At 44.1% G+C, this 15037-nt stretch carries 8 protein-coding genes; all 8 read left to right on the top strand.

Going from position 1 to position 15037, the window contains the following annotated elements:
• The 8 genes from MKX75_RS18655 to MKX75_RS18620 all read left to right on the top strand — a co-directional run bounded on the left by MKX75_RS18655 (position 1) and on the right by MKX75_RS18620 (position 15026).
• Positions 1 to 651: an S-layer homology domain-containing protein gene (locus tag MKX75_RS18655; protein WP_076331344.1), complete on the top strand. Its 651-nt coding sequence runs from the start codon at positions 1 to 3 to the stop codon at positions 649 to 651.
• Between the two features lie 40 nt (positions 652 to 691).
• Positions 692 to 2104 (top strand): hypothetical protein, encoded by a 1413-nt coding sequence (locus MKX75_RS18650; RefSeq protein ID WP_339166360.1) that lies wholly within the window; start codon positions 692 to 694, stop codon positions 2102 to 2104.
• A gap of 15 nt (positions 2105 to 2119) precedes the next feature.
• Entirely contained in the window at positions 2120 to 5260 is a 3141-nt protein-coding gene (locus tag MKX75_RS18645) for a M23 family metallopeptidase (RefSeq protein WP_339166359.1), read from the top strand.
• A complete protein-coding gene (locus MKX75_RS18640; RefSeq protein WP_076251164.1) occupies positions 5260 to 5676 on the top strand; it encodes a hypothetical protein in 417 nt (138 codons plus the stop codon). The genes MKX75_RS18645 and MKX75_RS18640 overlap by 1 nt, the downstream gene beginning before the upstream one ends.
• Positions 5677 to 5694: 18 nt before the next feature.
• Positions 5695 to 6105: a hypothetical protein gene (locus MKX75_RS18635; protein WP_076331348.1), complete on the top strand. Its 411-nt coding sequence runs from the start codon at positions 5695 to 5697 to the stop codon at positions 6103 to 6105.
• 11 nt (positions 6106 to 6116) lie between these two features.
• Positions 6117 to 8072: a hypothetical protein gene (locus MKX75_RS18630; protein WP_339166358.1), complete on the top strand. Its 1956-nt coding sequence runs from the start codon at positions 6117 to 6119 to the stop codon at positions 8070 to 8072.
• A 13-nt stretch (positions 8073 to 8085) separates the two neighbouring features.
• On the top strand, positions 8086 to 9222 hold the full coding sequence (locus tag MKX75_RS18625; protein WP_036607790.1) for a hypothetical protein: 1137 nt from the start codon (positions 8086 to 8088) through the stop codon (positions 9220 to 9222).
• Between the two features lie 101 nt (positions 9223 to 9323).
• Entirely contained in the window at positions 9324 to 15026 is a 5703-nt protein-coding gene (locus MKX75_RS18620) for a hypothetical protein (protein ID WP_339166357.1), read from the top strand.
• The last annotated feature ends 11 nt before the right edge of the window (positions 15027 to 15037 follow it).

The following is a 15037-nucleotide window of genomic DNA, read 5'->3' as shown; positions in this document are numbered from 1 at the left end:
ATGACTCAGCAAAATCCGTTTGGCTTAGTTAATGACCGGTATAAAAGAAAGCTGTATGTAGATACAGGCATGAAGTTCGAGCCAGTGAAGGGAAGAATTATTGATCCGTACTCTTCACCTTCGCCCAATCCGCAAGTAAGGGAAATTAAAATGATTAATGCTCCCTCACATTTTCATCAGATGGGCGTGTCTTCGTACAAGGCCATCATTAACATCCTGTTTAAAGATAAGCAATCCTATCACGACTACGCGATGTACGTAGGCTGGACACACAAATTTTATGATGAGAAGGGTAATATCTATGTTGGTGTTGTAGAGTCCATCAAAGTCGACCCTATTTTCTACCATCAGGATACGATGGATAAGGATCAGAAGGGGTACAAGGTTGAATTGACCATGACCCTGATCAAAAAAGATGGATATGACCGTAAGAGTGCAATACAGTTTCAGGATTTACAGACGACAGAAGGCAAGGACCACTGGGCAAGAGATTCCATTGAACGCTTGGCTGATTTGGGACTGACGGTTGTAACACAATTGGATGGCACCCCAATTCTATACTTCAGACCGGAAAACTTTATAACCAGAGCAGAGTTTGTTACTTTCCTTATGCGCACCAAGCGTCTGCTGGAACGAACAATTCGAGAGTAGGGTGACCTACTCTCTTTTCTGTCTATTCTAAAGATAGGAGGTGTTTATCATACGAAAATGGGTTGATGTAAACGAAGGGGACTGGTTCTACAACGATGTTATGGAAGCCACGAATATGGTTTTGGAAGATGGTGAAGTCTTTGTTGCCGGAATCAACTATAACAAGTTTGAGGAAGGCAAGCCTTTTGTATATGAAGAAATCAAGGGACAAGCGGGGCAAACCTCATTTAGTCTGCCTGTGCTGATTAAACCAACAGATGACAATCCACTGTATGTGTTTATTGATGGTGTTCAAACGATCTACCAAACGGCTGAAACCAATAGTAAGGGATTAACCGATGTGGAGTTGTATACGGGTGTAAAAGCAGGACAGGTGGTGTCCTTCTGTAGTTATGGTGAACCATTGCTGGACAGTGCTTGGAAAAGGCCACCCGTGTCCTGGACTGGAGATCTGCCCAGAGCTGTACTTAGCGCAGCGACGACCTATTTCTACGATCCATTCAGTCGTAATCATCAGGAATATTTGTATGCAGCAGGCCAACCGCTTCGCAGACTCAGTATTCCTTCCGAGGTATGGGCAGACACCATGGGAGATGCAGAGGCGGTAACCAAAATTGCAACAAAGGCTATTGGTTACCGAACGGATGTATATTGTGTCAGCCCGGGGGGATCGGTGTTTCTTCCTTTTAATCTGAACGGTGTCACTTGCAAGTTCAATTATTGGACGAAGAATAACAAATTCAAGAGTGAAGATATCAAAGCGACAACACTCAAACCGGCATACAACAATTGTTTTTTTCCTAATGCCATTATACAGCGGGGAGAAGCATTTCATCTGATTAACAAGTTGCGCAAAGTGTTCTATGCCAGATTTACGGACATGGAAGCACCAACGACGGAGATTAATCAGCCTATTACGGCATTTCAGGGTCAACGGGTGTTTAGACTTAATGGCAATTATCCGGCAGGTAAAAAGAAACTTAAAATTACAGTGAAATATAAAGACGAAAAAAAAGATAACGTCCCAGAAACACCGGCTTATTCGGAAATTGACAACCACACGGTTGTTTTTAATCAACCTTTCTCAGAAGGCGACGAAGTGACATTCTATTATCTCAAAGATGTGAGCGAAAGGTTCGCAGATGTCGGCAAAGCTTCAGCCATTTATTATCAAACCAAAGGTGAGCGGGTAGAACAGTCCAAGGATGCTTTCTGGAAAATAGCCGTCTCGGAGATGGAAGATGAAACGTTTGCCAATAATGATCCTCTAATTGCTGGCATTCCGATCAATAACAAGCTGGATGGTGCAGCGATAGTAACAGATATGGGGAGACCTACAAATGGCACAGAGCAGGCAGAGCTATGGTTCCTTGGAAATTCCGCTATGACCCGGGCTGAAGCCGTAGCTTTCCTGGACCGATTCATGAAATGGACCATCGAGCGATTCAAGTAAGGGGGAGATTACAATATGATTCCAATTTCGGATGAGGTTATGAACGTGCTGTCCCAGCGTCTGAAGCTGGGGGAAGGAGCGCTTCCCAATATCCGGGTCGAAGTAGATCGGTTGGCCTTTATCCCGGGACGGACGGAAGAGTTCAGGCATATCGTAGACGAGCAGATACCCATCATCAGTACAGAATCCGTTTGGGTGGATGAATCGAGTGATGGCATATATAACGGTTCGACTCAAGCGAATACCCAGGAAATTTGTTTTCCAGTCAAGGGTAAAACATTTTACACGATTAAAGTTACGGATAATTTTGGAGCTCCTCGTGATAAAGGTACAAGGATTCATAAAGGTATTGATTTGTGGGATGACATTGGAACGCCAATTCTGGCTGCTTGGTCAGGAAAGGTAGTCCGAATATCCCAGAATAAAACAGAAGGTGCTGGTAATGCCGTAAATATAAGACATGCCAACGGTGTAATCACCAAGTATTTTCATCTAAAAGAAATTCTCTGTTCGGTGGATGATGAAGTAGCCCAAGGGGCTGTCATTGGAACACTAGGCAATACGGGTGGCGTATATACCGGTGGGCATAAGGTGTCCGCGGCTGAACGTGCGGCGGGCAAGGGAAGACATCTACATTTCGAGATCTGGGAAGGAGTCAATCCAACAACGAGAACTGGAGAAGGCGGTAAGGCAGTTAATCCTGAATTGTATTTCAAGGGCCAGCGCAAGTTGCACGGAAATGCGAAAACAACATTCACTGATGTAAAGCCGGTTCAGGTCGAGGGATATCCCGGAGAGATTAAACTGAATGAGAAATTCGACAAACGCAACTGGCATGAGAAAGACGTTTATACACCCGGAGTGAAATTTACGGATTATGCCAAGATTGAATCGGGCTGGACTATGTTTGATTCAGGAGGCAAGTTGCTATACACCTTTGAAGGCAAAGCCGCCGTAGCTGAATTTGAGATTAACGTTACGAAACTGAGTATGCCCACGCAAGGGCTGCTTAGTATTGGAATGGGGACTAATTTTAGTGAAGTGGAAGGGGATTCTTTCGCCGTGGTGATCGATGGTAAAACGTATGCCTATGTCAATAAGTTTAACGGGGCCTATGATCTGACCAAACTGACGGAATTGAATAATATTGTGATCCCTGCAAAAGCCAAGAGTATCAAGATTAAGGTGACGTATGGGGGCAAACAAAACTCCACTGTCCCAACCGGGTCTGTTCCTGCTTCAAGTAAGAAGTATAAAAAATTCGCCATTGATTATATTCGCATACAAGAGTTGTTGCCTGCTCCGTTGAAGAATCAAAAGAGTGAAGAAGGGCTGGATCCGTCTAAAGGATATTATCAAACGAACAGCTACGGAGATTTTATTAATAATAAAAGGACAGAGACGGATGTTATTCAGGTCGGGTCTTTTGTTTATATGGACACGCAGGTTCTTCCCAATATTATTAGTGCCGAAATCGATGATCAGTTTGATTCTGAAGCCAGGGAAGCACGGCTGACCATCTCCAATCCGAGAGGATTCTTCTCTCCTGATTATAATCCTGCTCATTTTCCTGAGCTTGGTGGTGTGACGTCTCCATGGTCTTATTTCGCAAACGGATTCCATATCGGAGTTCTGAGTGAAAATACACCGATACGCATATATATGGGATATGGTCAGCACATGATGCGGGTATTTACCGGACTGATTGACAAAGTGGATATCAATGGCGAAGGCTCCACGCTGGAGATTACGGCCCGAGATATGTACAAGCGTATTATCGAGAAAGTCATTTCCGAGAAAAAAGCCTATCCAGAAGTAGATGAGATTGATAATGTGCCAGATCCGGTACCGCCTGCAGCAGTTGGCACGGACCGGACATCCTCCATTATTCAGGCTGCGCAGGCTCAAGCTGCAGCGTATGGTGTACCTGATCATAAGTTTTTGCTTGCGATATGCAGGCACGAGACCGTTCTCGGAACACAAGGGAAGGGCAAAGATGAGAACGGCAGCTTTATTCTTGGATATGGCTGTCCTAGTAAAAGTGATTGCAATCCACTTTACAAGGGAATTCAGGAGCAAATGAAGCGCGGAGCAGAACGGATGTCCAAGGCGCTGGCTTCCAGAGGGAAAAAAGTGAGTTCCAAGGCGGATGTACTTTATTTCCATAATGGTGGAGACATTGCTCCCATGACCTGGAGTCAAGATCGAGAGAATTGGGTGGACAAGGTATGGACCTATTATCAGGAGATGCTCGCAGATCCGGCAAGCTGGACCATTACAGCAACCTCCACTCCGGCAGTTACACCAACACCCGCTCAGCCTGTAGAATTTGAAAAGCCGGCTTGGGTCAAATCAACCGTTGTACTAGATCTGGTTAAACATGCAGGTATGGTGGGTTGGAGGGCAACCAGTGAGGATCGCTCTTATCCTGACTACGTGATTGACGAGACCTATCTGATTGAGGTGAATCAGAAGACGGGCAGGGTCATTGTCCCCGTACCGGGTCAGGAAGGTGAGTTTGAAGTTAAGGACGCAAGTACAGTGCTGACACCGAACGGATGGCTTAATCCATTTATTGAGGAGTATGGCAAGACGTTTGAGCAATGGTCTGCCAAAGTTACTGAAGCCGTTCAGGAGGTGATCTCGGAGATTCCGTATCGAAGCTACTGTGACCGTTATGGTACATACCGATTGGAGCGCTTAAATTATGACAAACCGGTCGTAGCAGAATTTTCCGAGAATGACAATCTGATCTCCATTACCAAATCCACGGATTGGTCCAGAGGAAGAAGCCACATTGTTGTTATTGACTCGAATGATAGTCAGAGCAGTTTCGTGGACAAGGAGATTTTGCTCGAACTCAAAGGAGAAATCCGAACCATGGTGCTGGCCGTTCCTTGGGCGAAGACGGTTGAAGCCAAGAGACAGGTGGCAGAGCGAGCTTTTTTTGATATGAAACGTATGTGCCGTACGCTACAGGTATCCATTCCTGCGAATCCTGCGCTTGATCTGCTCGACAACGTCATTGTGACGGATAAAACGACCACCACACGAGCTGTATATACGATTAAAAGTATTAAAACCAGTTATTCGGTCGACCGTGGCATGTTACAGGTCATTGATATGATGTGGGCAAGAAAGGGAGTGATGGTGTAATGGCCGGCATTGTGAATGAAAATATTGTATTTCCCGTGCTGGATCTAATCCACCGGGAGCTTCGAAAATATAGCAGTATCTCCAATTCAAATGTTTCTCCTCTTGAAGGTGAGCCTTCCGTTACATTATATCGGGAGCATATGCAGGACCCGGACAGAGTGACAGGGGCAGACCTCTTGTATGAATCAGCATGGAAGGTCTCGATCTGGATGAAGTTTGGCTCAGAGGAGGAGGAAGACTTTCCTTCAGGGGTGGGCTATTCCCACCCGGATTATGATTATTACAAGTATTACAGGCTAACGCAGGTGACGGCCCGTACATATGATCCAGCTGGAGAGTCAATGTTCACTTACAATATTGGTCTAAATTATGATGACGAAGGACGCTTAACTGGAACGAGCGTAAGTCGTATATAACATGTAGGAGGTGGTTCCATGGCATTTAATGTATCTTACATCGCGGGTGGCGTCATCGACAAAGTGCGCGAGCTGCCGTACCCACACTTCAGTAAAAAGACGATCCCGTTCATTCGGGGACAGATGTTGGACATTCCGGCGGCCAAGACCACTAAGTCGGATACGTTCACCTTGGCGTATGACACAGAGTTCTTGAGCATTGCGTTTGCTGCGAGCCACTACTGTGTCGGCGATTACTGGGAACTGACAATCGGGACTGAAAAGGTGTGCCGCACCATTTATGCGAAGGAACTTCCCGAGTCGGTTTCTATGGGGAACAGTTTCGGGATTGTCTACCCGATTCCGGCTGGAACGACTATCACGTTTGACTTCTTCAACGCGGTGGCTGAAGCCAAGTCGGTCTGGTACAACATCAAATTTTTGAGATAAGGAGGGTGACGATGGCACTGCAAAAACCGCAGACGAACTTTGCCGCTTATATTGACGGAGAGTCGGAAGCACAAAAATTGATCAACACGCTCGCCGATGAAATCGTAGGTGCTGATATTCCCAGAGTAGAGGGCGGGATTGACGCCAATCGCTGGGAGAAAGTCTATCAATCTGATGGAGCTGAGTGGGTAACCTACAGCAAAAGCTATAACAAGGGTATTATTGGGATGTACGCCCATTCTGACGGAAATCAGTACGAAGTTTACAAAATTCCGGATTGGACTGAGGCAAAAAGTCATACTGGAAATTCTGCGCTGGATAAAAGTGGGTGTCTATGGGAAGTAAGCCAAACTTACTTTGATGAGGTGCTGGAAGGCAAGACAGGACCTTCTCAATCTAATGTTGGGACCACTTTCGGTAACTATAAGACAGGGCGTAAGATTCAGGTCGTGCAGTTTAGTTATCAGGATGCTCAGACTAATGAAACAAAGTATGTTGATATTCCTGGTTGTTTGGTAACCGTTGTTGTTGATAATTCAGTTCCGGATGGGTACAGAGCATATCTGGTACGACAAGTGATAGGAAAACTGGATGGCACAACAAAACTATCGAATGAATGGAATGAATTTGAGATTGTGACAGAGATGCCTACCGACTGGGCATATGCACTTAAACTAGCACCTAAAGGGAAATATCAATACAATTTATCCAGAAAAGTGAATGACTACCCATATAGTCCTTACTGGAACTGGGCAAACATTGTTGACAGTTTTTACGAGCCTGTAAAGCAACTATACAAGTTTGATGAACTATTTTATACAGCTGATGTATTGAACAATGTAACTGCTCAGACCGTAGTGAAAGCAACGCCTACAGTTCCCTCAGGGATTCAGGTTCGTGATTATTATGTCATGTTTGAGCAGCCAGCCCATGACTGGAATTATATTAACATCTACTATGGAGAAGGTTTCGAGGGGAAAGTTGCTCAAGGAAGCCAGCGCGAAACGTATGATGGGATCTGTGATCCTGCAACCATAACGATTGGGAAGGCACCTACAGTCATTGACCAATTGAAGGCACATTATATGTATCTGACATGGAATGATTCATCAGCCATTAAACCTTTCATTCCACCATCCACGAAGTGGAAGCTGGACTATGACGGCAAGAAAGAGATCGTAAGCCCGGCAGCTCGGTTTTTCCACGGCAGACATTCTACAACGTCATGGCTGCCTAATAAAAAACGCAGACCGGATTACCTGGTTGCTTACACTTTATCGGTAAACAATGATCGAGTTGTTCTTGTACTGGAAGGCGATCCTTCACCAAATATTCATAGTTATTACCGCAGTTTTGGATACATAGGCAAGATCGTTCCGTTCAATGATTACGACCATGGAGGAAACTTCGGTGTCACCGTAGGTATGGGTGATCTGCGAACAGATATGACAGGTTATACGAAAAATGATATTCTCACGGATCTTAATCCGGATATCTATGCCAAATACGGTGAGTACACTTCAAATGGTATGGACTCCATGTCCATGTTGAAGACACGCAGTAATGTCTTGTTCCAGCGGTATTACCCGGCATTTATTTCGCATCTTCCTAACTATCCTTCTGTGGGTAAACTTCCCCCAGGTCTTTCGAAATTGATCGTAGATGCGGATGGCTTCCAGAAATCCCTCTGGACAGGAAAGTATCACGCGAGCCCAATCTACCTTGTGCATCAGGCAGAAGGATACCGAGGTTATATGGACGGTGTAGTTGCGATATACGACCATAATTTGGTCAATCGCGATGAATTGATCGTAGACACAGAAATTCTGAAAGATCCTTCCAAACCTGCATTGGGTACGTGGACTGAGGTTTACAAGTTTTTCAGTATCAAGAGTCCGTTGAATCTATTCAAGCATTCCCCATCACCAGATGTAATTACGATTGCATTCTTGAAAGAGATAAAATAAGGAGGATTACATAATGGCAAATTTTAAATATGTAGAAACAATCACCACTTCACAGGACGTGTTGACAAAACTGAAGGAGGAAGTTACAGGGTTTAAGAGTTTCCCATTTGAATCCACTGCAGGCGAGTCTCAGGAACAAAATCTATGGGAAGTATTTTACGAAGAAAAGGACAGTAGTGACCGAATTCAGGAACTTATTCTTCGCGGGATCATGACCATTGGAACACAAGCAACTCCTATTACTAAACATTTCTATGTAAGTTTCATTAATCATGCTCTGGTACCACGCGTCGTTGCACCAGTTCCAGCCTATGAGGAGCATAGTACGTTGACTGTTCAGTTGCTTGAAGGATTGGAAGGCAGCGAACCAACTACACTACCAGTTACCACTCGCCCTACATTCAAGCTTACAGGACATCCCGTACTCTACCAATGGGCATTGGAAAACTATACACCAACGGATCGGAATAAAGAAAAACCTGTATACATGTATGTAAATGTCATGAACAATCGTTTGGCGATGGTTCTCGTTGCGGACCCAGCTGTAAACTTCCTTGATTACAAAAAATCCTTCCTGTATGCAGGTGCATTGAAACCGTTCAAATACAACCTGAATGATGTAGACGGAAACGTAATGTTGACAGCCGGAGCAGTAATCGAAGAACCGGATATCTCTCAGATTGCTACAACAGGAACGTACTACTACGGTCAATATACCTCTGCAGGTAACAACACACTTCAGATGTTGAAAACCAAATCAGGTATTGAATTCCAGCAGCACTATCCTTCCTTTATCACGCAAGCTCCACCGAAAGGTAAAGCTTATCAAGATCCTGAATTGGGAGATACGGGGTTGGAACTGGAGCCTCAAGGCTTCCAGGCGTCCAAATGGACATCCAAATATCACTTGTCTCCGATCTACGTGGTTCATCCTTACGAGGGCTACCGTGGTCAATTCGATAACTGCATTGCGGTTACGAAGCATAATATCCTTCACCTGGATGAGTTGATTATTGATGTGGAAGGCAAGTCTTGGGACCAAGAAGTATATCGTTACTTCGATACCGATACAGCGCAGAATTTCATGAATCTGTCTGCCAACCAGCGCATGGGTGTGGCTATTCTGAAGGAAGTCCGTTATACGGCGTAAATTAAACTGAATCAAAGCTGAGTCGTATAGATTCAGTGAGAGGGAACTTTCTGAGACTCCACTCAGGGGTTCCCTTTTTTTAGTTGGAAGGGGGCAGTGACGTGAGTCAAGTAGTCAATAAGTTTGATTTCACCGTTATAGATTACACGACAACTCAGTACGGTTACCTGTTTACAGTCGGAACTACAGGAAGCAGGCCTGAGGATTATCGATTTATATACATGCCTTACAGCCGTTATCCAAGTGTCCTGATGCTTGATTTTTACATGGCAAGATCGATCTCTCATGGATTTAATCATCAACTTGTGGAAGCGATTCGCAAGGATCTGGAAGGAGAAGAACGATTTATTGTTCTAAGTGATGCTGAACAGGATAAAGAAGGACTTTTACACAGTTCCATGGAAGGATCGAGCTCAGCTACCAAGCAAGGCGATGTCATGGAATTTTCGTTTGAAATGGAGCGGTCTGCTTTAATTAAAGCTTTGGAGATGGATCATCACGATGAAGGCCACAGGCCTGGAGGATTAAAGGATTCTTTCATTCATGAAGATATGTCAGAGGGCTGGCGCGTAGATAACGATAAAGAGCTGAAGATTATCCGTAATTTGGGTCTGACTCGTAACTTTGTAAAGAACTTGGATAAGCTGGAGCCTGGAAAGATCAGTTTCAGGATTAGTGAATTTGGGATGATTGCGGACTATGCAGATAGTGCAGAGCAAGATAACAGCTCTGAACTGGTGATTAAACAATTGATACACTCTGTTCGAAACGATAAACCGGATATGGATGTGGCAGAGGTTTTCGAGAAAGTGGAGAAGATCATTGGACGATCCACACAGAACGAATTTTTGTTAGAAGCCATTCAAGACCACTTCAGGAGTACAGAACTTGAGAGAAGCCTTCAGTCCCGGAAAGTAAGCAAACAAGATGTGGAAATTGTATATCAGGACCTGCTAGGTTTACGTGATGATCATAAAGACACATTTGCTAAACAAGTTGCCATGATTGGGAAAAGGGTAGATGATCATCAGCAATTGTCCGTTCTCTCGGATATGTCGACTGCTTATATTCGTCGATTTCAGGAAATAAAGTATATGCACCTTGATCGCACGTTGCCGTTAGCTCATAGAGTGTATAACACTTCACAATTGACACTCATACAGACACTGGGAACAGCTATCCGAGCAACTACGTTTGCTGGAACGACTACAGGCAAAATTGTTCAAGCAATCAGAGACATCGAAGAGAATATGTTTCTTTCACAACTGAATCAGGCTACGCGGGTTATTGAGAATGAATTGACAACTCATGAGAATGTACTTGCCAAACTGAAGGATCGTCAGTACCCGACTGTTCTACATACTGAAATGAGAAGTACGCGAGAAGTCGACAAGCAACTATACTTTCATGACGATCTTAGTCAAAGCAGCCGTGACCAACATCGAAATGCGTTAGTCTTTCGTTCGAGTGATACCCTTTGGCATCCGCTCCAAGCTCACAGAATGATAGACAAACATCCGGCAACTACAGCATCTGGTATCATTTTGGCATCCAGAGAAATAGGGACTATTACGGATGTGGAAAGGCAATTTCCTTGGGCTGTTCGGGATCAAACGGAAGATATGAACGTCATGGGTGATCTGACTACGGGGCAAAGAGTTTATTTGGAGAAAATGTATATTGAGCACGAGCGTCCTAAGGCACAACGGATTTATGTGGTTCATAGTGAGTTAGACCGTCATGCAGAACAGGCTTATCGTGAAAGTATGGAGCACGGTTTTGTTTTCAGAGATTTGCAGGAGAGCAGAAGGATCAGTAAGGTTTCTGGGTATGTAGAGAGGGAAAGTAGGTTAGGCAAACGAGTGACTGCAGAGGCTCTTGAAATACTCAACAAGCAATCACTTGGTGAAAGGGAAAGCAAATTCGATAGCTATATTGAGGACAAGTTCCATACTGCAAAAACAGAAAAAAGGAATTTGTTCATCCCGAACAGCGAGGAAGGCGCAGAAAGAGAAACACTCTTTGAAAGCTATACGGTTGGTTCAACAACGGCAGAAAGAGCCTTGGCTCATGATTTGTGGTTACCTGAGTCTGAGGACCATTTGGCTGATAAAGAATTATTACGTTCTACCATGCTCGAAAAGCTAAATTCGTATGGAAATAACGACGAACAGAAGCATATGCATCTGACAGAGAAACCACTTGTGTTACATAGAGATCGTAAAAAGCTACATCTGGAAACGATCCTGCAATCCATCCGAGATCGTAGTCGACCAACCATGATTCGGGATGAGCTTTTGGACAAATTGGTTGGTGGAGGATGGTTGGGGAATAAAGCATACCCTGGGTATCTGGATGAGGAATTTATTGTTGGGGAGATCTTGGAGAACAGCCCGGCAGTCATTCTGGAAATGATGATGGAAGCTGTAAATAATGCCGACGCTTCGGTTTATTTTGATGAACCTTTTTTGGACGGGGTTAGAGAGCGGGTAGATGCGTTAGTTGATTGTGGGATCTTAACAGCTGAAAAAGAAGGAACCAGACCAGGCATCATCTCTTTTAATTTCGAAGCTGCGAAGGAATCTCAGTTTGGTGATGTAGGGACGGAACTCGCAGAAGCATCCAAAGATTTGCGCACAACAGTACTTGAAGAAGAGTCTCGATCGGCTGAACTAAACAGACGTAATTCTACTCTAGAGACAGACGTTTTCGAGGGAGTGAAAATAAAGGAAGACCAGCATGGCGAAATTACGGAAGTCATTTACGGCGCAGATTTTAATGCAAGACCGGCTATTATTGAGTTTGAAGATTCATTAGGTTACCTGAATCCTGGAGGGGGATTATTCCCGGATGACCCAGCGTATGAAGGAAGTCAAGTTGAACGTAGAGGACAAACCTTTGATGAGTACGGGATAGGCGCAAAATACAAACGGGACGGAATGGCTCTCGACCATCATATCGTGAGTTCCAACATGAACCGTGAGAGTATGATTCATACCGAATTTAATATGGGCGGGGTTTCCCGGTATCGATATGGAATAATTGATGATGAATACACCATGGGTGGCACGAACTTGCGCCAGATGCTTTTGAACAGCGAATATGCTATTGGAACGTCAAAGACTCGTGAGGGATATTGGATTGAACAACAACCTATGGGTACAAATCCAACAAGAGGAGGATTGATTAGTAATGAGTACTCCATAGGAACAGCCAAGATCAGACAGTTGTATTTGAATGAGAGCTATTCTATTGGCATGATTGAACCACGTCAGGCAGCTATTGATATAGATTACTCACTGGCGACTTTGGAATGGAGATCTGCGCTGTTCAGCGAGGATTATTCCATAAGCAGCTCGCAATATCGAGATGGAGTAGCTGAGATTGGATATACGCTTGGTTCATCGTGGGCAAGAGATAGTGCAATGAATATTGAGTTTAATGCAGGTACGCGGCAAGCATGGGAATCCACGTTGGTAAATATTACTTCTGAAGCGATTAGGGTAGATCGATATGGATCGGTGCAAGATGAGATATCTCTAGCGACTACTGTAATGAAATCTGCGAATCTTGACGATATGCTGACGGCTCATTCAATCATGCGCAAAGGACAATTGAACGTTGAAATCATCTCGGATAACATGAATAGATTATCTCTTATGCTTGAAGATAACCATTCTACAAGAATCGTGAAAGAAGCATCAGTCCATGAGTTGGAGAGTGAAGTTGTCAAGTTACGCTTGAGTGAATTGCATGGTGAGGGTTGGTATGGTGGTAAAGGTATGAGAGACGCTTACCTTCATGAGACAACGGATAGCACGATTGAAAAGCTTGCTAATCTTGAAGAACAACTGATAGCGGATAAACCGCAAAATGGTTACCTTGATCTCACGTTACCACTAGGCGGTACAAACCTGAAATATGCTGATGTTCCAGTGGAATCCGTGGGTGGGACGGGGCTCAGTTATGGAGATATACCTGTAGAGATTGTTGGCGGAACGAATCTGAAGTACGGTGATGTTCCAGTTGAGATTGTTGGTGGAACAAACTTGAAATATGGAAAAACAGAGATTGCTCTTTCAGCGGATAAACCCCAGTACGGTAATATGGAAGAGAATCTTCTCGCTGACAAACCGCAATATGGATATTTGGAAGAGAACATGTATGCTCTGAAAAATGCCAAAGATTTCACTATTGATGAGCAAATTCATGCGTTTAAAAACGGTAAAGAAGCTGATTTGATCCAAACGCTTGAGTTAAATAAAGAGGATAGATCAGCATTCTTGCATGACAACCTTTTTGGGGTAAAAGTTGAAAGATGGGCGCATACCCATGATACGATCAATGATGTATTGAAGCTGCGAAATGGATCGTTGGATCAGGATATGTTCTACGGAAATAAAGAATTTAATGAATCCATTTTGGACACGGAACTGGTTGGCTTCCAATATAAACAGATAAACCTGATCCAAAGCGAATATGCTTACCTTAAAACGAGAGATGTTCATATTGAAGATAATTCGTTCATGAGCTCCAGAAGTTCTTATGACGGGTATAACCATCAATTGGATTCTGGAATGAACTTGTTAAGAAGCACGACTCTCGATTCGGAGCAATTCGCAGCGGAGAAAATAGATCGATATGGTCATTCACATGAAATGGAAAGTGGCGTTGGGGGTGAGCGAGCCGGTGAGCATTTCGATGGGATATACGGGACCACACTCCAGAGGTTTGCATTCTCAGGTGACGAGTTAAGTTACGGAAATAGTCTACCATACACAAGTTACGTTGATAATGACGGCGAGAGCTTTGGCAGTAAGTTAATAGACCCGGGTTATCTTAGTAAAGATAATTTTAAAGGGATAACTGAGGAACGTGGATCCAGCATAGCAAGAGAGTTGCCGACTGGTATAGCGAACGCCAGGTTGTCTGAAATTGAAGATCCTGATTCTCTCATGGCTTCATTTGAAGAACGCTGTTCTCAAGTCATCACAGGTTTTATTTTCGCTGAAAGACCTGAGAAAAGAGCAGAGTATTTGGAGCAATTGCACGCGTTCCTTCCCGAGAGAACAGCTCATCTTATGGAAATGTATCACGAAGCCAAGATGGAACCGCGTGAGAGCTTCATACTGACTGATCATCCGGTGGCTGAACGTGAAACCGCTGATGCTTACATTCCAATGATGGATACCATGGCACAGGGTCTCATATTCGATTACTCGGAAGATCTGCTCGATCGAGGGATGGATCCTGAAGATTGGGAAGGTGGTTTGGGTGTGCCGGAGGACTATGATCCGAATGATCCGTTTAATGTGTACTATCCTTACTCCAAGGATATGGATGCGCTGGAATTATCCCAATCAGACGACTGGACTAAATTCGGTCAAGGCGATTGGGACAGGGATCAACTGCTTGGAAAGTTTTATTCCAAGGAAGATACGAAGGACATCAGCGGATGGTACCGCAATAATTTCCTGGCTGAGACGTATAAGTTCTCCATTGATTTCAAGGTAGATACAAGTACGGATGGGGATGGCACAGGAATTATTTTCAAATACTTCGATGAACATAATTATTGGATGTTTATGGTTCACGGAGGAGACAGCGATAACAGTCTGGATATGAGAACGCCGATGCAGCTATATAAAATCGTTGCTGGCAATCCAACTGCAGTGGGTTCTCCGATGCAACCCTTTAAGTGGGAGAAGGATAAATGGTATACATTGTCCGTATCAGTAATGAAAAATAAGCTCCAGATCTACACAGATTCGAAATTGCAATATGATCTGACGGGCACCGATTAACTCGGTGCTCT

It is taken from the genome of Paenibacillus sp. FSL R5-0341 (genome assembly GCF_037975235.1).
GTDB classification, from domain to species: Bacteria; Bacillota; Bacilli; order Paenibacillales; family Paenibacillaceae; genus Paenibacillus; species Paenibacillus amylolyticus_A.
Note: the sequence above shows the minus strand (reverse complement) of the source record. Positions and strands in the feature narration are given on the sequence as shown.